Origin of the sequence: Citrobacter sp. FDAARGOS_156 (assembly GCF_001559235.2) — a bacterium.
GTDB classification, from domain to species: domain Bacteria; phylum Pseudomonadota; class Gammaproteobacteria; order Enterobacterales; family Enterobacteriaceae; genus Citrobacter; species Citrobacter youngae.
Genome location: NZ_CP014030.2, coordinates 1168037 through 1187431, shown reverse-complemented (window position 1 = coordinate 1187431; position 19395 = coordinate 1168037). Strand labels below are relative to the sequence as shown.

At 53.3% G+C, this 19395-nt stretch carries 20 protein-coding genes; 11 read left to right on the top strand and 9 right to left on the bottom strand.

Features of this window, described 5'->3' with window-relative positions; translation table 11 throughout:
- Positions 1–43 precede the first annotated feature (43 nt).
- Entirely contained in the window at positions 44–2473 is a 2430-nt protein-coding gene (gene hrpB / locus AL515_RS05775; protein WP_061067267.1) for an ATP-dependent helicase HrpB, read from the bottom strand.
- 73 nt (positions 2474–2546) lie between these two features.
- On the opposite strand from hrpB, the gene thpR reads away from it, so the two are divergent.
- The 9 genes from thpR (at position 2547) to panD (ending at position 9616) form a co-directional block, all read left to right on the top strand.
- A complete protein-coding gene (thpR, locus tag AL515_RS05770) occupies positions 2547–3077 on the top strand; it encodes an RNA 2',3'-cyclic phosphodiesterase (RefSeq protein ID WP_048212662.1) in 531 nt (176 codons plus the stop codon).
- 15 nt (positions 3078–3092) lie between these two features.
- Positions 3093–3797: a DNA/RNA nuclease SfsA gene (gene sfsA, locus AL515_RS05765; protein WP_061067266.1), complete on the top strand. Its 705-nt coding sequence runs from the start codon at positions 3093–3095 to the stop codon at positions 3795–3797.
- 177 nt (positions 3798–3974) lie between these two features.
- The gene (dksA, locus tag AL515_RS05760) at positions 3975–4430 is read left to right on the top strand and encodes an RNA polymerase-binding protein DksA (protein ID WP_003829221.1); all 456 of its coding nucleotides are present in this window, start codon (positions 3975–3977) and stop codon (positions 4428–4430) included.
- Positions 4431–4526: 96 nt separating this feature from the next.
- Positions 4527–5423 (top strand): tRNA glutamyl-Q(34) synthetase GluQRS, encoded by an 897-nt coding sequence (gene gluQRS, locus AL515_RS05755; protein ID WP_061067265.1) that lies wholly within the window; start codon positions 4527–4529, stop codon positions 5421–5423.
- A gap of 71 nt (positions 5424–5494) precedes the next feature.
- On the top strand, positions 5495–6889 hold the full coding sequence (gene pcnB / locus AL515_RS05750) for a polynucleotide adenylyltransferase PcnB (RefSeq protein ID WP_204266837.1): 1395 nt from the start codon (positions 5495–5497) through the stop codon (positions 6887–6889).
- A complete protein-coding gene (gene folK / locus AL515_RS05745) occupies positions 6886–7365 on the top strand; it encodes a 2-amino-4-hydroxy-6-hydroxymethyldihydropteridine diphosphokinase (protein ID WP_048212665.1) in 480 nt (159 codons plus the stop codon). Before pcnB ends, folK begins: the two co-directional genes overlap by 4 nt.
- A 120-nt stretch (positions 7366–7485) precedes the next feature.
- Positions 7486–8277, top strand: a complete 792-nt coding sequence (gene panB, locus AL515_RS05740; protein ID WP_048212666.1) for a 3-methyl-2-oxobutanoate hydroxymethyltransferase — start codon at positions 7486–7488, stop codon at positions 8275–8277.
- A 9-nt stretch (positions 8278–8286) separates the two neighbouring features.
- The gene (gene panC / locus AL515_RS05735; RefSeq protein WP_061067264.1) at positions 8287–9141 is read left to right on the top strand and encodes a pantoate--beta-alanine ligase; all 855 of its coding nucleotides are present in this window, start codon (positions 8287–8289) and stop codon (positions 9139–9141) included.
- 94 nt (positions 9142–9235) lie between these two features.
- Positions 9236–9616: an aspartate 1-decarboxylase gene (panD, locus tag AL515_RS05730; protein ID WP_000621526.1), complete on the top strand. Its 381-nt coding sequence runs from the start codon at positions 9236–9238 to the stop codon at positions 9614–9616.
- A gap of 5 nt (positions 9617–9621) precedes the next feature.
- On the opposite strand, the gene AL515_RS05725 is transcribed toward panD, so the two are convergent.
- From AL515_RS05725 to AL515_RS05710, 4 genes are all read right to left on the bottom strand, one after another.
- Positions 9622–10851 carry a polysaccharide deacetylase family protein gene (locus tag AL515_RS05725; RefSeq protein ID WP_061067263.1) on the bottom strand — a complete coding sequence of 410 codons (1230 nt, stop codon included), beginning with the start codon at positions 10849–10851 and terminating at the stop codon, positions 9622–9624.
- Positions 10852–10912: 61 nt separating this feature from the next.
- Positions 10913–11353 (bottom strand): PTS sugar transporter subunit IIA, encoded by a 441-nt coding sequence (locus tag AL515_RS05720; RefSeq protein ID WP_048212669.1) that lies wholly within the window; start codon positions 11351–11353, stop codon positions 10913–10915.
- Positions 11354–11454: 101 nt separating this feature from the next.
- On the bottom strand, positions 11455–12225 hold the full coding sequence (locus AL515_RS05715; RefSeq protein ID WP_003829467.1) for an ABC transporter permease: 771 nt from the start codon (positions 12223–12225) through the stop codon (positions 11455–11457).
- Entirely contained in the window at positions 12222–13148 is a 927-nt protein-coding gene (locus AL515_RS05710) for an ABC transporter ATP-binding protein (RefSeq protein ID WP_048212670.1), read from the bottom strand. The genes AL515_RS05715 and AL515_RS05710 overlap by 4 nt, the downstream gene beginning before the upstream one ends.
- A gap of 108 nt (positions 13149–13256) precedes the next feature.
- Here AL515_RS05710 and can point away from each other — a divergent pair, with 108 nt between their 5' ends.
- Positions 13257–13919 (top strand): carbonate dehydratase, encoded by a 663-nt coding sequence (can, locus tag AL515_RS05705; protein WP_008786227.1) that lies wholly within the window; start codon positions 13257–13259, stop codon positions 13917–13919.
- A gap of 93 nt (positions 13920–14012) precedes the next feature.
- Here the strand turns inward: can and hpt are convergent, their stop codons facing one another.
- The 3 genes from hpt to cueO form a co-directional block, all read right to left on the bottom strand.
- Positions 14013–14549 carry a hypoxanthine phosphoribosyltransferase gene (gene hpt, locus AL515_RS05700; protein ID WP_003018658.1) on the bottom strand — a complete coding sequence of 179 codons (537 nt, stop codon included), beginning with the start codon at positions 14547–14549 and terminating at the stop codon, positions 14013–14015.
- A 278-nt stretch (positions 14550–14827) separates the two neighbouring features.
- Positions 14828–16483, bottom strand: a complete 1656-nt coding sequence (gene tcp / locus AL515_RS05695) for a methyl-accepting chemotaxis citrate transducer (protein WP_061067262.1) — start codon at positions 16481–16483, stop codon at positions 14828–14830.
- 154 nt (positions 16484–16637) lie between these two features.
- Positions 16638–18257, bottom strand: a complete 1620-nt coding sequence (gene cueO, locus AL515_RS05690) for a multicopper oxidase CueO (protein WP_061067261.1) — start codon at positions 18255–18257, stop codon at positions 16638–16640.
- A 153-nt stretch (positions 18258–18410) separates the two neighbouring features.
- Between cueO and AL515_RS05685 the strand changes: the two genes are divergently transcribed.
- On the top strand, positions 18411–18758 hold the full coding sequence (locus AL515_RS05685) for a YacC family pilotin-like protein (RefSeq protein ID WP_061067260.1): 348 nt from the start codon (positions 18411–18413) through the stop codon (positions 18756–18758).
- A 106-nt stretch (positions 18759–18864) separates the two neighbouring features.
- Here AL515_RS05685 and yacL read toward each other — a convergent pair whose 3' ends face one another.
- Complete coding sequence (yacL, locus tag AL515_RS05680; RefSeq protein ID WP_061067259.1) at positions 18865–19227, bottom strand: protein YacL; 363 nt, start codon at positions 19225–19227, stop codon at positions 18865–18867.
- Between the last annotated feature and the right edge of the window lie 168 nt (positions 19228–19395).

Here is a 19395-nt window from a genome sequence, read left to right as displayed (position 1 = left end):
TCTCTGTTCTTCCGTCAGGCGACAGAAGAAGAAATCTCTCAATTTATGAATACTTTTTGGTGCGCCGCGTTGGCGCGGTATTCGCCGGATCGTCCGGCCAGACGTGTTTGGGATAACGCCCTTTCATCTCTTTTTGTACCTCACGGTACGATCCTTTCCAGAATGCGCTCAGATCGCTGGTGACCTGTAGCGGTCGCTGGGCCGGAGAAAGCAGCTCCAGCACCAACGGCACACGCCCCCCGGCGATGGTTGGCGTATTCGCTTCGCCAAACATTTCCTGCATCCTGACCGCCAACACCGGGGGATTATCCTCGTGATAGCGGATGGCTATCCGGCTTCCCGTCGGCACAGTGTAATGCGCAGGCAGTTCACTATCCAGACGTTGCAGCATTGACCAGTCCAGCAAACCGCGCAATGCCTGAGCCACATTTAATGCTTTGAGCGCGCGTAAAGAGTGCACACCGCTCATATGCGGCAATAACCAGCTCTCCAGCGCCGCCAGAAGAGAATCCTCATCTACCGCAGGCCAGTCGTACTCCGGCAACCAGTTTGCCGCGCAATGCAGGCGCAGCCGAAACTGTTCAGCCTCCGGCGTCCAGTTGAGCACACTTAGCCCTTTATCGCGAATACCATTCAGCATCGCCTGATGCAACTCGTCTTCCGAAGGTTTAGCCAACGGCTGCACTTTTAGCGTCAACTGGCCTATCCGCGTGAGGCGCAGTGCTTTTAACGTTCCCTGGGCTTCATCCCATTCGATGGTATCGGACTGTTGCAGCAGTTCAGGACACGTCTGCATCAACGCTTCAATATCCAGCGGCAAGGCCAGTAAAATACGCGCATCCGGTGACGCGCTTCCTTGCAATAACAACGGCGCAATCAACCACTCATGGCGCCCCAGGGCGTCATCGGCATCCAGCATCGCCCCCATCCCGTTGGCCAGTTGATAACGTCCATCCAACCCGCGACGGCGCGCGATCCTGTCGGCAAACGCCTGCGCCAGTAAAAGTGCTAACCGTTCGCTATCGGGCTGGCCTCCCCGCACATTCAGGCGCTTCAATAGCTGCTGGCTACGCAGTTGCCAGGCGGGCTGATTTCGTGAAAATGCGACGGCTAAATCGGTACTGCCACCGCGCGGCGGCTCTTCCAGAATCGCGGCCAGTTTCGCCGCCGTTGCCGCTTCGTTATCATTGTTGGTGCTAACCAGCATAGCCGCTAAACGGGGATCATTACCCAATACCGCCATTTTCTGCCCCGTGGCACTTAGCCTGTTGCCCTCCAACGCGCCCAGCATCTGTAACAGCCGTTTTGCCGCCTGCAGGTTGATAGCGGGCGGCGTATCCAGCCAGTTCAACTGTGCAGGATCGGTGCATCCCCATTGCAACAGTTCCATTAGCAGACCGGACAGATCGCTCTGTAATATCTCAGGCTCTCCCTGCGCCGCCGCTCTTTCCGCCTGCTCTTTGGCAAGCAGATGCAGACAGATACCGGGCTCCAGACGACCTGCACGCCCGGCTCGCTGGGTCATCGATGCCTGGCTGATGCGCTGGGTAATCAACCGCGTTAAACCGGTGCGCGCGTCATAGCGCGCCACGCGTTCCTGGGCACAGTCCACCACCAGCCGGATACCTTCAATCGTTAAGCTGGTTTCGGCAATATTGGTCGCCAGCACCACTTTGCGCTTACCTTGCGGCGCGGGCAAAATGGCCTGTCGCTGCTCAGCAAGCGTCAATGCGCCGTACAGCGGACACAACAGAATATCGCTACCCACGCGGCCTGCCAGCTGTTCCTGCACGCGCTGAATTTCCCCTACACCCGGTAAAAACAGCAGCAACGAGCCACTCTCGTTACGTAGCAACTCCGCGGTGGCAATAGCAACCGCCTCATCAAAACGAAAATGCGTCGCCAGCGGCTGGTAGCGCCGTTCAACAGGAAACGCACGTCCTTCGGAAACAAGGGTAGGCGCGTCAGGCAACAGCTGCTGCAAACGCCCGTTGTCCAGTGTGGCTGACATAATCAGCAGTTTTAAATCGTCCCGCAAGCCTTGCTGTACGTCCAACAGCAGCGCCAGTGCCAGATCCGCCTGCAGGCTGCGCTCGTGAAATTCATCAAGGATCACCAGACCAACGCCCTGCAATTCTGGATCACGTTGGATCATGCGTGTGAGCACACCTTCCGTGACCACTTCAAGCCGGGTTTGCGGCCCCACGCAGCTTTGCGCACGCATGCGATAGCCCACGGTTTCGCCGGGCTTTTCGTTCAGCGACTCCGCCAGTCGTTGTGCCACATTGCGAGCCGCCAGGCGACGCGGTTCCAGCAGGATAATGCGCCCCGATATCCCCTGATGCGCCAGAAGCTGTAGCGGCAGCCAAGTCGATTTCCCGGCACCGGTCGGCGCGGTCAGCAGGACCTGCGGTGAAGCATCAAGGGCGGTAAGCAGTTCAGGCACTATGGCGGCAACGGGCAACGACGTCACAAATGACTCCAGAGGGTTAACATTCTTCGCGCTGCATTGTAGCATCGCGTTAATTCATAACCGAGTATCCATCATGTCTGAGCCGAAACGGCTGTTCTTTGCCATTGAATTGCCTGCTGAGGTTCGGGAGCAGCTCATCCACTGGCGAGCCGCACAATTTCCGCCAGAGGCGGGCCGTCCGGTCGCCGCAGACAATCTGCACCTGACGCTGGCTTTTTTAGGGAATGTGAGTGCCGAGAAACAGCAGGCGCTATCACAACTGGCTGGACGCATTCGCCAGCCGGCGTTCACGCTCAGGCTGGACGATGCAGGGCAATGGCTGCGTTCGCGGGTTGTGTGGCTGGGAATGCGTCAGCCGCCACGCGGGTTATTGCAACTGGCCAATATGCTGCGAGCACAGGCCGCACGCAGCGGATGCTACCAGAGCCCACAGCCCTTTCACCCGCATATCACGCTCTTGCGCGATGCCAGTCATGCAGTCGCCATCCCGCCCCCCGGTTTTTGCTGGTCATTTCCGGTTACGGAGTTTGCGCTTTATGCCTCGTCATTTGAGCGAGGACGCACTCGCTATTCAACCTTGCAACGCTGGGTGCTGAGCAAATAATCAAGGGTATTATTCATGCAATTTTCTCCCCCTTTACAACGCGCTACGCTAATTCAGCGCTATAAACGTTTTTTAGCGGATGTGATCACACCGGATGGCACAACCTTGACGCTACACTGCCCAAATACCGGAGCAATGACCGGATGCGCAACCCCGGGTGATACCGTCTGGTATTCAACATCAGAAAATATTAAGCGGAAATATCCACATACCTGGGAATTAACGCAAACCGCATCTGATGCATTTATTTGTGTTAACACGCTATGGGCCAATCGCTTAACGAAAGAGGCTATTCAGAATGAACTCATTGCGGAGCTTTCTGGCTACAGCGTGTTGAAAAGTGAAGTAAAATACGGAGCAGAAGGCAGCCGTATTGATTTTTTGTTACAGGCAGATTCCCGGACTGACTGCTATATTGAAGTAAAATCAGTCACGTTGGCGGAAAAAGAGTATGGTTATTTTCCCGATGCCATAACTGAACGAGGTCAGAAACATCTTCGGGAATTGATGAGCGTAGCGGCTGAAGGTAAACGTGCCGTCATATTTTTCGCGGTACTACATTCAGCCATTACACGGTTTTCACCCGCGCGCCATATCGATGCAAAATATGCGCAGTTATTAGTCGAAGCACAGCTAAAGGGGGTCGAAATTCTGGTTTATAAAGCGGAACTTTCTGCCCATGGTATGACTCTTAAAGAGCCGTTGCCCATTGCCTTGTAATGGTGTAAACAACGGGTTAATTAATATTCTGGCCGCGTGCGCAAATACGCTTTTCCTCACAGGGTTGTCAAGTGTTACGTATAGATAATTGCTATCCGGAAAAGCATCTGCTATTTATAGCGACCTGATTTTTCCCCCGAACATGGGGATCGATAGTGCGTGTTAAGGAGAAGCAACATGCAAGAAGGGCAAAACCGTAAAACATCGTCCCTGAGTATTCTCGCCATCGCTGGGGTGGAGCCGTACCAGGAGAAACCGGGCGAAGAGTATATGAACGAAGCCCAGCTGTCGCACTTCAGGCGTATTCTTGAAGCATGGCGTAATCAACTCAGGGATGAAGTCGATCGCACTGTGACTCATATGCAGGACGAAGCGGCTAACTTCCCTGATCCGGTTGACCGTGCCGCACAGGAAGAAGAATTCAGCCTTGAGCTGCGTAACCGTGACCGTGAGCGCAAACTGATCAAAAAGATCGAGAAGACACTGAAGAAAGTAGAAGACGAAGATTTCGGCTACTGCGAATCATGCGGCGTAGAAATTGGTATTCGTCGTCTGGAAGCCCGTCCAACAGCCGATCTGTGCATCGACTGCAAAACGCTGGCAGAAATTCGCGAAAAACAGATGGCGGGTTAATCCCGTAGACTGTTGCATGCCGGGTAGCATTACGCTAATCCGACAGTACCTGGGCGGGAGTTTCTCCCGCCTTATTCTTTTATATTATCCATCGACATGACAGACAAACCCTACATTGGCCGTTTTGCCCCTTCACCTTCCGGTGAACTGCATTTTGGTTCCCTGGTAGCCGCCCTCGGCAGTTATCTGCAGGCCCGTGCACAGCGCGGAATCTGGCGGGTACGCATTGAAGATATCGATCCCCCTCGTGAAGTTCCCGGTGCTGCAGAGACGATTCTGCGTCAGCTGGAACATTACGGGCTGCACTGGGATGGCGAAATCATGTGGCAGTCGCAACGCCATGACGCCTACCGTGAGGCACTGGCCTGGTTACAACAACAAGATTTAAGTTACTACTGTACCTGCACACGCGCCCGTATTCAGAGTATTGGCGGGATTTACGACGGTCATTGCCGTGCGTTACGCCACGGGCCGGAAAATGCAGCGGTACGCATCAAGCAACAGCATCCCGTTTTACACTTTAACGACCTGCTGCGCGGCAATATTCACACCGACCCAGAGCTTGCACGGGAAGACTTTATTATCCACCGACGCGACGGACTGTTTGCTTATAACCTTGCAGTAGTGGTTGATGACCACTTCCAGGGAGTAACAGAGATTGTACGCGGCGCGGATCTCATCGAACCGACTGTACGCCAAATTTCGTTGTATCAACAGTTCGGTTGGCAAGTACCGGACTATATTCATCTGCCGTTGGCGCTCAACGAGCAAGGCGCTAAACTTTCTAAACAGAATCATGCGCCTGCCCTGCCGCACGGCGATCCACGCCCGGTTCTCATTAACGCGTTGCGCTTCCTCGGCCAGAACACTGTAATACCGTGGCAAGCGCTGAGTGTGGAAGAATTACTGCAAACTGCGGTGCAAAATTGGACGCTTACGACTGTGCCGGGTTCAGTGAATGTAAATCCGGCATTCTCAAATGACTCATGCTGAGCTATGATTAGCCGCGATTTTTACACAGCAACACTTGTTCTGACTGAAGTTTGACACTACCGAGGTGCACTATTTTTACCCGAGTCGCTAATTTTTGCCGCAAGGTGCTAAGCCGTGAGGAGCGCGAGGCCGAGCTTGCCGTCGCCCGTCCGCATATGACGGTAATCCCGCGTGAGCAGCACTCTATCTCCCGCAAAGATATCAGTGAAAATGCCCTGAAGGTAATGTACAGGCTCAATAAGGCCGGATACGAGGCATGGCTGGTAGGCGGTGGCGTACGCGATCTTTTGCTGGGCAAAAAGCCGAAAGATTTTGATGTCACCACCAATGCAACGCCAGATCAGGTGCGAAAACTGTTTCGTAACTGTCGCCTGGTTGGGCGTCGATTCCGTCTGGCCCATGTCATGTTTGGCCCGGAAATTATCGAAGTTGCGACTTTTCGTGGACACCATGAAGGCAGTGAGTCCGATCGCACAACGTCACAGCGCGGGCAAAACGGTATGCTGCTGCGTGACAACATCTTCGGCTCCATCGAAGAAGATGCCCAGCGCCGCGACTTCACGATTAACAGCCTGTATTACAGCGTGGCCGATTTCACCGTGCGTGATTACGTCGGAGGCATGCAGGATCTCGAAGATGGCGTCATCCGCCTGATTGGTAATCCGGAAACGCGCTACCGCGAAGATCCTGTACGTATGCTGCGTGCCGTGCGCTTTGCCGCCAAACTCGACATGCGTATCAGCCCTGAAACCGCAGAGCCGATCCCACGTCTGGCAACGCTGCTTAACGATATTCCCCCCGCACGCCTGTTTGAAGAAGCGCTCAAACTGTTACAGGCGGGCTACGGGTATGAAACCTATAAAAAACTGCGTGAGTACAGCCTGTTCCAGCCGCTGTTCCCAACCATCACCCGCTATTTCACCGAAGACGGTGACAGCGCGATGGAACGCATCATTGCCCAGGTACTAAAGAATACCGACACCCGTATCCACAATGATATGCGCGTGAATCCGGCATTCTTGTTTGCGGCGATGTTCTGGTACCCGTTACTGGAAGCAGCGCAGAAAATCGCACAGGAAAGCGGTCTGGCCTATTACGACGCTTTCGCACTGGCGATGAACGATGTACTGGACGAAGCCTGCCGCTCGCTGGCTATTCCTAAGCGTCTGACGTCGCTCACCCGTGATATCTGGCAGCTTCAGTTACGCATGTCCCGTCGTCAGGGCAAACGCGCCTGGAAGCTGATGGAGCATCCAAAATTCCGCGCTGCCTACGACTTGTTGGCCCTGCGTGCCGAAGTGGAAAATAACGCCGAACTGCAGCGTCTGGCGCAGTGGTGGGGCGAATTCCAGGTTTCCGCGCCGCCGGAACAAAAAGGCATGTTGAACGAACTCGACGAAGAACCAGAACGCCGCCGCCATCGTCGTCCGCGCAAACGTGCGCCACGTCGCGAAGGTTCCGCGTGACCCTCGCTTATATTGCGCTCGGCAGCAATTTAGCCTCACCTCTGGAGCAGGTTAATGCTGCCGTGCAAGCGATCGGCGACATTCCCGACAGCCGCATCGTCGCCGTTTCCTCGTTTTACCGTACGCCGCCGTTAGGCCCACAGGATCAGCCAGACTACCTGAACGCGGCCGTGGCGCTGGAAACGACTCTCGCGCCCGAAGAACTGCTTAATCACACCCAACGCATTGAGCTACAGCAGGGTCGCGTACGTAAAGCTGAACGCTGGGGCCCGCGTACGCTGGACCTCGACATCATGCTGTTTGGCGATGAAGTGATTAACACCGAACGTCTGACCGTGCCGCACTACGACATGAAGAACCGCGGCTTCATGCTGTGGCCGCTGTATGAAATTGCGCCTGAACTGAGCTTCCCGGACGGAACCAGCCTACATCAACACCTCGCCCAACTCGGTGCAGCAAAACCTGCACACTGGTAAAGTAATCCTTTCCCTTTAGCGTTTACTGCTTTCGCGCCAAACGATTGCTTAAATCAATTGCCCCCCTGAATGTGACTGCTAGAATGCCGTTAAATATGACTTTCACCATCAGGAAATGTTATGAAACCGACAACAATCTCATTGCTGCAAAAATACAAGCAAGAGAAGAAACGCTTCGCGACGATTACGGCTTACGACTACAGCTTCGCGAAACTCTTTGCCGACGAAGGTATCAATGTGATGCTGGTTGGCGACTCGCTGGGCATGACCGTTCAGGGCCATGATTCTACCCTCCCCGTCACCGTTGAAGATATCGCCTACCACACCCGCGCCGTGCGTCGCGGGGCACCCAACTGCCTGCTGCTTTCCGATCTCCCGTTTATGGCCTACGCTACGCCAGAACAAACCTTTGCAAATGCCGCGGTGGTTATGCGTGCGGGCGCCAACATGGTCAAGGTAGAAGGCGGTGCGTGGCTGGTCGATACGGTGAAAATGCTCACCGAACGCGCGGTCCCGGTGTGCGGTCATCTGGGGCTGACCCCGCAGTCCGTCAACATTTATGGTGGCTATAAGGTGCAAGGCCGTGGTGATGCCGGGCAAACACTGCTCGACGACGCGCTGGCGCTGGAAGCGGCTGGCGCTCAGTTGCTGGTGCTGGAATGCGTACCGGTTGAGCTGGCGAAGCGCGTCACCGATGCGTTGTCGATTCCGGTTATTGGTATTGGCGCAGGTAACGTCACTGATGGACAAATCCTCGTCATGCACGATGCATTTGGCATTACCGGCGGCCATATCCCTAAATTTGCCAAAAATTTCCTCGCTGAAGCGGGCGACATGCGCGCCGCAGTACGGCAGTATATTGCTGAGGTTGAATCCGGCGTCTATCCGGGTGAAGAACACAGTTTCCATTAAGGAGTCCAAGTGTTAATTATTGAAACTCTGCCGCTGCTGCGCCAGCACATTCGTCGTCTGCGTCAGGAAGGCAAACGCGTCGCGCTGGTTCCGACAATGGGCAACCTGCACGACGGCCATATGAAGCTGGTTGATGAAGCAAAGGCTCAGGCTGATGTGGTGATCGTCAGTATTTTTGTCAACCCAATGCAGTTTGACCGTGTGGAAGACCTGGCGCGCTATCCACGCACGCTGCAGGAAGATTGCGAAAAGCTGAACAAACGCAAAGTCGATATCGTCTTTGCGCCATCAGAGAAAGAAATCTATCCGCAGGGCACGGAAGGTCATACCTATGTTGATGTTCCGGGACTGTCTACCATGCTTGAAGGCGCCAGCCGTCCGGGTCACTTCCGTGGTGTTTCCACTATCGTCAGCAAGCTGTTTAATTTGATCCAGCCAGATATCGCCTGCTTTGGCGAGAAGGATTTCCAGCAACTGGCGCTGATCCGCAAAATGGTGGCGGATATGGGTTATGACATTGAGATCGTCGGCGTACCGATTATTCGCGCCAAAGACGGCTTAGCCCTAAGCTCGCGTAACGGCTATCTCACGGCAGAGCAGCGTAAAGTCGCCCCTGGCTTGTACAAAGTGATGAGCCGCATTGGCGAAAAATTACAGGCTGGGGAACGCGATCTGGAAGAGATTATCGCCATTGCTGAACACGAGCTGAATGAAAAAGGCTTCCGCGCCGACGACATTCAGATCCGCGACGCCGACACGCTGCTTGAACTGACTGAAAGCAGTAAACGCGCAGTGATTCTGGTTGCCGCCTGGCTGGGTCAGGCTCGTCTGATCGATAATCAAAGCGTTACATTAGCCCAGTAGACAGGGGTTAAAAATCAGGCAATACTGCCTGAAAATTCTCAAAGCAGGTCTGTAGCACCTGCTTAGCCAAGGTAAACGACAGGGTATAGAAGTTATGATTCGCACCATGCTGCAAGGCAAGCTCCACCGTGTAAAAGTCACGCAGGCGGACCTGCACTATGAAGGCTCCTGCGCCATCGACCAGGATTTCCTTGATGCCTCCGGTATTCTGGAAAATGAAGCTATTGATATCTGGAACGTGACGAATGGGAAACGTTTCTCAACCTATGCAATTGCGGCTGAACGCGGCTCCAGAATCATCTCGGTGAACGGTGCGGCAGCGCATTGTGCAGAGGTTGGCGACATTGTGATTATCGCCAGCTTCGTCACCATGTCTGATGAAGAAGCCCGTACATGGCGCCCGAAAGTGGCTTACTTTGAAGGCGACAACGAAATGAAGCGTACCGCGAAAGCTATTCCGGTACAGGTTGCCTGATAGCCTTACCCCTGCGGCTGGTTGCTTATCAGCCGCGACATCGTCTCCAGCGAATCCGTTCTTAAAATATAAAGCCTTTTCAATAAGAACGGATTATCTCCCGGCTTAACCTTCCCTCTCACCGTGGTGACCGCCATGTGGAATCCCGCGTCGCCTGCTGCTTTTACCGCCGTGGCGTTATAACCGCCAAACGGGTACGAAAGATACAGGACGTGAGGGTTAAACTGGGACAGTGCCCGGCGCGAACGGGCGAAATCGAACAAAATATTGTGATAGCTGCGACTCAGCAGGATCGGCCGGCGATTCGCATCAACCCGATGTAAAAAATGGGTGTGCGACTGGAAGTCGAACACGTCCCGGATCTCATTCAGTTCAGAGATGCTCATAAACTGCAGCGATTTCGGATCCCACTTCTGCGGGTGCCGCTTGATGCGTGAGGAGATGATAAACGCTGTTGCCTTCATGCCGTGCTGCTTCAGAATCGGATAAGCATAACGACTCACCGACTTGAGACCATCATCAAAAGTCAGCACCACCGCCCGTGCAGGCAGGTTCATTTTATTCTGCACGTAGCCTTCCAGTTGATACATCGTCAACGTGGTGTAACCACGATCCTGGAGCCAGGCCATCTGGTTACTGAACGCACGCACAGAGGTCGTCGTGGAGGTGTGGCGAAAACGGGTATTCTCTTCATCACGCAGAATATGATGGTAGGTCAACACGGGAATACCGTGGTCTTCCTGCGCATCCAGCGCACTGATATAGGCCAGCCTGCCACCAATGCGGATCTGAAACCAGGTCTGATTAAGTCGGTCTTTGAGCTTACTAATGATGGGATAGCGCAGGTTGTCCGCCAGTACGCCAAACGGGGCGCTACCGACATCCGGAGCATTATAAACGGGCGTGTCTTTCCAGGTTACCAGGCTTTGATTGCTGAGCGGCTTGTTGAGGTCGCCTAAACCATCGTCAACCTTCTGCCGGCCCTGAACAGGCTCCAGGTGTCCCTTATCGATAAACCCGGTACCAAAGCCAAAGGGGAATTCATAGTAGTCAGCGGCCATCGGTTCTACTGAGAGGATTTGACCGGCGCGAATATTCCCGACCGTCACCATTTTATTACCGATCTGCGCCCAAACGGCAGCCGCTTCGGTCGTTTGCATATAACGAGCAGGCAACGCCGCAGCAACGCTGCCAGAGAACAGGAGCAATAAAACAAGCAGAAGGCGCATAACCATATGAGATAACCGAGGCGAGAAACCCCGGCTATTGTAGCAAAAGCGCCATCAATACCAATGATTAATACTCATACAAATCATGCTTCAACACGAAGGGGGGATTTTTTTGTTGCTGATGCCAGAGACTGGAGACTTCAGGCCCGCCAAGCGCAACGATGCAATCGCGAAACGCAGAACTGCTCATTGATTCCCGCGACGAAATCATTCGCTCAAGTAATGAATAGCTGATACCAGAAATGACTTCACACTGGGGATGTTTATGGCTCATTAACGAAGCCACGCGGTAAGGCGCAGCCCCGGCCATATCGGTCAGGAATATCACGCCCTCGCCTGAGTCTGTGGCATGCAGGGCATGGCACATCATACGGCTTAGCATGTTCGAGCTGAGACCTCGCCAAAAACTCACCGCCTGACACTGGACCAAAGGGCCGTGCTTTTTTTCCAGACGCTGCAGCATATCCTGTGCCTTATCGTCATGACAGGTAATTACCCAACCTAGCATCGCCTACCTCCTTAGCAGGCAAGTAGTTTATCAGGGTGATAAATATGTAAGGGTGATAAACATCAAAAGTTTCCTCTCCCGTTCAGGGAGAGGAAAAGAGGTTAGCTGCGCAGTCCGCGCCCGCGCTGAATCAGATACCAGCACAGTAAATAAAACGCGGCGATAAACACCACCAGCACACCGAAGGTCGTCACCAGCGGCACATCGTGAATGCCGAGGAAACCGTAGCGGAACCCGCTAATCATGTAGACAATCGGGTTCAGGTGCGACAGTCCCTGCCAGAACGGCGGTAACAGCGTTAACGAGTAGAAAACGCCCCCCAGATAGGTCAGCGGCGTTAACACGAAGGTCGGGATCAGACTGATATCGTCAAAGGTTTTGGCGAAAACCGCGTTCAGCAAGCCCGCCAGCGAAAACAGCACCGCCGTCAGCACCAGCGTCAGCGCCACGAAGACCCAGGAGTGCACCTGGAACGGCACGAAGAACAGTGAGATAGCCGTGACCAGAATGCCCACACACAGACCGCGAGCCACGCCACCGCCGACAAAACCGGCGATGATTACGTGCGTCGGTACCGGTGCAACCAACAGTTCTTCAATGTTGCGCTGAAACTTGGCGCTAAAGAACGACGACGCCACATTAGCGTACGAGTTGGTAATCACCGCCATCATGATAAGCCCCGGCACGATAAACTGCATGTAGCTAAAACCGTGCATTTCACCGATCCGTGAGCCAATCAAATTACCAAAGATAATAAAATAGAGCGTCATGGTGATAACGGGCGGCACCAGGGTTTGCACCCAGATACGCATAAAGCGGTGGATCTCTTTCGCCCAGATGCTTTTCAGCGCGACCCAGTAAAGCTGCATCATGCGCGATCTCCTTGTTTTTCATGAACCAGAGAAACAAACAGCTCTTCCAGCCGGTTCGCCTTGTTCCGCATACTCAATACCTGAATACCCTGAGCGCTCAGCTGCGAGAACACGCTGTTCACCCCCTGTTCGCGCAGAACTTCAACTTCCAGCGTGGAGGTATCAACCAGGCGGTATTGATAGCCTTCCAGCTTAGGTAGCGGACTTTTCGCCGCCAGATCGAGAATAAACGTCTCAGATTTGAGCTTAGAGAGCAGATTTTTCATCGAGGTGTTTTCCACCAGCTCGCCGTGCTGAATAATGCCGATATTGCGACACAGCATTTCCGCTTCTTCAAGGTAGTGGGTGGTTAGAATAATCGTCGTACCTTTATCGTTTAAATCCTTTAAAAAGCCCCACATTGAGCGGCGTAATTCAATATCAACACCGGCAGTTGGTTCATCAAGGATGAGTAATTTTGGCTCGTGCATCAGCGCACGGGCAATCATCAGGCGGCGCTTCATCCCGCCGGAAAGCATGCGCGCACGCTCGTTACGTTTTTCCCACAGGTCGAGCTGTTTTAGATAAATTTCACTGCGTTTAACCGCCTCTTTATACTCTACGCCGTAGTAACCGGCCTGGTTGACCACGATCTGCTGCACGGTTTCAAACGGATTAAAGTTGAACTCCTGCGGCACCAGCCCAAGCTGACGCTTGGCGTTAACCGTGTCTTTATCGAGATCGTAGCCGAACACGCTCACCCGCCCGGAGGTTTTATTCACCAGCGAGCTGATAATACCGATGGTGGTGGACTTCCCCGCGCCATTGGGACCTAGCAGCGCATAGAAATCACCCGCTTCGACTTGCAAATCTATGCCACGCAACGCCTGAACGCCACCGGGATAGGTTTTTTTAAGTTGTTGAAGTTCCAGAGCAATGGTCATGGTTTTTTACTTACCTTACGTTCTGACATTTTATATATAGTTTAAATAATGCCGGAGTTACCCTATATTAGCCCATCGAATTTATCTGGCTTCGGGTTGTACAACTCCATGAAAGACATAGATACACTCATCAGCAACAATGCACTATGGTCAAAGATGCTGATAGAAGAGGATCCCGGATTTTTTGAAACGCTGACGCATGCGCAGAATCCGCGTTTTCTATGGATTGGATGTTCCGATAGCCGCGTTCCCGCTGAACGTTTAACCGGTCTTGAACCGGGTGAACTGTTTGTTCACCGTAATGTTGCTAATCTGGTCATTCACACCGACCTGAACTGTCTCTCAGTGGTTCAGTATGCGGTGGATGTGCTGGAAGTGGAACACATTATTATTTGTGGCCACTATGGTTGCGGCGGCGTCCAGGCGGCTATTGAAAATAAAGAACAGGGGCTGATTGATAACTGGTTGCTGCATATCCGCGATATCTGGTTTAAACACAGCTCACTGCTGGGCGAAATGCCGCAGGAACGTCGCATGGACACCCTGTGCGAACTGAATGTTATGGAGCAGGTCTATAACCTGGGCCACTCAACCATTATGCGTTCAGCCTGGAAACGCGGTCAGAAAGTGACAATTCACGGCTGGGCTTACGGTATTCATGATGGTCTGCTGCGCGATCTGGACGTCACGGCTACCAGCCGCGAAACACTGGAGCAACGCTACCGACAGGGGTTGTCAAACCTCAGCCAGAAGCACAGCAACCATAAGTAAGGTAATATTGCCGGGTGGCGGTTACGCCTTACCCGGCCTACAAATCAGCGCCGTAGGCCTGATAAGCGAAGCGCCATCAGGCGCTCCAGCCCATTACTCGTCCAGCAACACCACTTTGCCAACATACGGCAGATGGCGATAACGTTGTGCATAGTCAATGCCGTAGCCAACAACGAACTCATCTGGAATGGAAAAACCGATAAACTCGACCGGTACGTTCACTTCACGGCGAGAAGGTTTATCCAGCAACGTACAAATCGCCAGAGATTTAGGTTCACGCAGGCTCAGGATTTCACGCACTTTTGACAGCGTGTTGCCGGAGTCGATGATGTCCTCAACAATCAGCACGTCTTTGCCACGAATGTCTTCATCCAGGTCTTTGAGGATTTTAACATCACGCGTGGTGGACATTCCGCTGCCGTAGCTGGAGGCGGTCATGAAATCGACTTCGTGGGAGACATGCACTTCACGGCACAGGTCAGCCATAAACATAAATGAACCGCGTAACAGGCCTACCAGCACCATATCACTGCCGCTGTCCTTGTAACGCTCGTTAATCTGACGTCCCAGTTCGGCAATACGCGCTTTGATCTCCGCTTCCGGGATCATGACTTCTACAGTATGTTTCATAAAAGAAATAACTCACTGATTTTTATCAGTTAACACATCATGCAAATCGAAAGAAAGCACTTACCTTGATACACCGCCAAAGAGACGGTGGCTCGCACTAACCACAAAACTTGCGACAGCATACAAACAATTCAGTGGATGAAGTATACCAGCAAAGAGACCGCATTCCTCTGATAGTTACTCAGAGAGCCTGCGCACGCATTTTAACGCGCTCTGAATACACGAAAGCCGGGCAACGAACCCGGCTTTTAGCGTGAGCAAAATCGGACTTTTTCAGGTCAGAACGTTTCCCAATGTTGATCCTGGGTAGTAGAGACAACGCGATCCTGGCGCGGAGCGTCCTGCAGTGGTTTTCGAGCCCCACTCACCGCCTTCTCGCGGGTAATACGAAATACCGCAACGGCCTGCCGCAACTGCTCGGCCTGTTGCTCCAGAGAGGCCGCCGCCGCCGCAGACTCCTCCACCAGCGCGGCGTTTTGCTGGGTCACGCTGTCCATCTGCGAAACCGCGAGGCTAACCTGTTCAATCCCCCGACTCTGCTCTTCAGAAGCAGACGCAATTTCGCCCATGATATCGGTCACACGGGTCACCGCCGCGACAATTTCTGCCATGGTTTTACCGGCATCCGAAACCTGCTGCGATCCCATGCCTACACAGTGGGTTGAATTATCAATCAGCGCTTTGATCTCTTTTGCTGCCTGGGCACTACGGCTTGCCAGAGTCCGGACTTCACCTGCCACAACCGCAAAACCGCGCCCCTGCTCTCCGGCTCTGGCCGCTTCTACCGCGGCGTTCAGCGCCAGAATGTTGGTCTGGAAGGCAATACTGTCGATAACGTTCGTGATCTGCGCGATTTGCTGCGAGCTGTCCGCTATTTCACTCATCGTATGCACAACGGTATCAACAACACGACCACCGCGAGCGGCAGTATCAGAGGCGTTTTTCGCCAATTGGGTTGCCTGTTTCGCATTGTCCGTATTCTGCTTCACTGTCGCGGTCAACTGCTCCATGCTGGCGGCCGTTTCCTCAAGCGAGGCCGCCTGCTGCTCGGTGCGCGAAGAAAGGTCGTTGTTGCCCGAGGATATTTCAGCGGCCCCGGTATGAATTGACTCCGAGCTATTGCGTACGGCAGTGACTGTCGAAATCAGCGACTGTTGCATCTCTTCCAACCCCATCGCCAGTCGGCCCATTTCGTTGCGACCTTCAACATTGAGCTTATGGGTTAAGTCTCCACCGGTAATGACGCGAATATGCTCCATAATCTGCGCCAGCGGTTTAAGCAGGATGTGTTGCAACCCGCTCCAGATCATGCCCAGAACGATCAGCACAACCAGAACGATGCCTCCCAGTGTCCACTGCATACGGGAAAAACTGAGCTGATTCTCCGCAGCAGCATGCTGCAGCAGCGCATTATTCTCGTTTCGCCAGTGCTCATAGCTCGTTTCCATCTCATCCTGCGCTTTCTGGGCATCAAGATCGCCATAAGCCTGATAGTTATTCGCTCGCAGATACTCAATCGATAATTTCATCACTTCGTGCATCTGGCGATACTGCTTTTCCATTTCACTGGCGATCTGCGGATCTTGCCCTGTCACCTGCGGTAATCCCTGATACTGGGCGAAATAGCCTTCGGCCTTCTTCATTGAATCACTGGCGGTATTGAGCAGCGTGTTGATAGCGGCCAACGAGGCGGGATCGCGCTGATTTTTTAAAAAGCGGATGGCGACGCGCGTCACCGTAACACGGGTTTTAATCAACGTATTGACGCTGTCACTCAGATTTTCTTGCTGAGCGTTGAGGGTGCCTGAGTTCTGGAAATTATGCCTGTCATTGTTTACCGCAGAGTAAAACAGGCTTCCCGTAACGGCCTGCAGTAAACAGAAAATGGCGAGAACCAGCAGAATACCGGTAATAACACGAATATTTTTAATCACGTTTTTTCATCCATTGAACTCACATTGGGTATGTGATGATTATCGGCCCCAAAGGCGATTACTTTATGTTCAATGGCAGAATATGCAGGGGATGTGCCTTACCCAGCCGACAAGAAATATCCTGCAGGCCGGGCAAGCGCAGAGACGTCGTTGTTTAAACCGTAAAACCGAGCATCATGCCGGTGTCTTCGTGCTCCAGCAGATGGCAGTGCGCCATATAGGCATGTTCTTTCGGCGCATCGTGGTCAAACTTCACCAGTACCTCGCTGACGCCGCCCTCTACCCGCACAGTGTCTTTCCATCCCGTACGGTGCGCAGCAGGCGCTTTGCCATTTTCAGACAAAATGCGGAACTGCGTGCCGTGAATGTGGAACGGGTGCAGCATCATGTCGCCCTGACCAGAAATGACCCAGCGTTCATGCTGGCCTTTCGTCGCGGCAAACATCGGTTTATTCATATCAAACGCCAGCCCGTTAATCCGGTTGGCATTATGGAAATCGAATGTGCCATCCTGCTTCATGTTGCCCATGCCGCCATGCTGCATATTCCCCATCTCACCGTGGTTCATATTGCCATGATCCATGTTTCCGTGGCCCATATTGTCGTTACTCATATGGCCCATCATCTTCCCATGATCCATCCCTGCCATGGCCTGCCCGCCGTATTTCTTCATCAGCATTTGCATGCCCATCATGTCGAGCATCGGATCCATAGACAGCTGCAGTTTGCGTACCGTCACCCCATCAAGCGACGGCAGCGCCGGCATAGCTGTCAGTGTATCCGGCAGCGTGCCGGAGGCGGTAATCAGCAGCGGCTGAACGCGCATCACCGGATGTGGCTTATCAAATGGCGCGATCGCCATCCCCATCTGACTGACAGGCAATGTGACCAGATCGAAAGCTTTTCCGTCGCTCACATCCACCAATACTTCAAAACGCTCACCCATCAGCATCGGTAGTTCGGTCACTTTTACCGGCTCAGCTAACAATCCACCATCACTGGCAATCACGTACAGGGGACGGTTATCGCTGGCCGCGATATTCAGTGAGCGTGCGTTACAGCCATTCAGCAGACGCAAGCGCAACCAGCCGCGTGGCGCGGCATGTTGTGGGTAAATCGCCCCATTGGTTAGCAGCGTATCGCCAAACCAACCGACGGCGGCGGTCATCATATCCAACTGATAATTAATTTGTCCGTCAGCGGAAAACTGTTTGTCCTGAATAATCACCGGCACATCGTCGATACCCCACTGCTTCGGTAGCAATAGTTTGCGGATCTCGTCATCTTCAATCAGTACCAAACCAGCCAGGCCCATCGCAACCTGACGTCCGGTTTTCCCGTGTTGATGCGGATGGAACCAACAGGTTGCAGCCCGTTGCGCGGGGGTAAAGGTCACTGAACGCTTCCCGCCCGCCGGAATAACACCTTGCGGCCCGCCATCGACTTCTCCAGGGATTTCCAGCCCATGCCAGTGCAACGTCGTCTCTTCGGCCAGCTGATTATGGATATCCACGCTCACCGCCTGACCTGTATTCAGTTTTACTGCGGGTCCAAGCAGGTTACCGTTATATCCCCAGGTGGTGGCGGTTTTCCCCGCAAACGTCGACTGCCCGGCTTTCACAATCAGCTGTATGCGATTAGAAGCATCCGCAGTTAACAGGTCTGGAATGGGTAACGCAGGACGGTCAGCCGCAAAAGCGGTGCGGCTCCACAAAGGTAAAGCTGACGCGACGCCCAGCGCCACGGAATACTTTAAAAAGTCACGACGTTGCATATTCATTTCCTTATATTCAGCAGCTTAAGCAGGCTATCTTTTAAGCATAAGCCCTCCCCCTACGGGAAGGTCAAGTGAACGGCTGATAATAAAGGTCGTCGCTTCGCTCGCAGTATGCTAACGTTTAATTTCCGTGATGCAGTGGTAGAAGCAATGAAGACGTTTTTCAGAACAGTTTTGTTCGGCAGCCTGATGGCCGTATGCGCAAACAGCTATGCGCTGAGTGAGTCCGAAGCCGAAGATATGGCCGATTTAACGGCAGTTTTTGTTTTTCTGAAAAATGACTGTGGATACCAGAATTTGCCCAACGGGCAGATACGTCGCGCACTGGTCTTTTTTGCTCAACAGAACCAGTGGGACCTCAGTAACTACGACACCTTCAATATGAAAGCACTCGGTGAAGACAGCTATCGCGATCTCAGCAGTATCGGCATCCCTACGGCAAAGAAATGCAAAGCGCTGGCGCGCGACTCCTTAAGCCTGTTGGCTTACGTTAAATAAGACACCGTGCCCGATGGCGCTACGTTTATCGGGCCTACGAACCGGGAATGACATCGTTGCGCCAGGCCGGGTAAACGCAGCGCCCCCCGGCAGAGCCGAGTGCGAATTAACGCTGTTGCATAAATTCACGATACGCGGCAACCACCTGCAAGAAATCTTCAACGCCGCACAGAGATAAACTCTCTTCGTCGTAGTAATTCATTCCTTCTTCCATTTCATCGCCCGTGAACTCTAGTTGATTGGCGCGAACCATAACCTCTTCGCCATCCAGCCAGAGCGTGTATTCATGCCCTGCTCGCTGCCAGGAACGTTCACTGCCTTTTACCGCACGCGCCGCCTGTTCCACTTCATCGAGCAAGGCCAGGTTATCTTTCACTTCTTCATTAAACCAGTGCCCCACCACTTCGTGGCCCATGGACATACGCACCTTTACCACTCCGGTAATATCGCGCAGAAATTCGTAATCCATAATGTGTTCCTCTGCTCCCGGCAGTGCGCCAATACCGCACTGCACCTTGCTGTAATTATCGCAGCAGCGCGGCAGAAAAAAAGCGTAGCGGGTATAAGGAATAGAAATAAAAATGCCCGAAGAAGCTGACCTCTCCGGGCATTGATGCGTTTTTGCGCAAAATGCGCT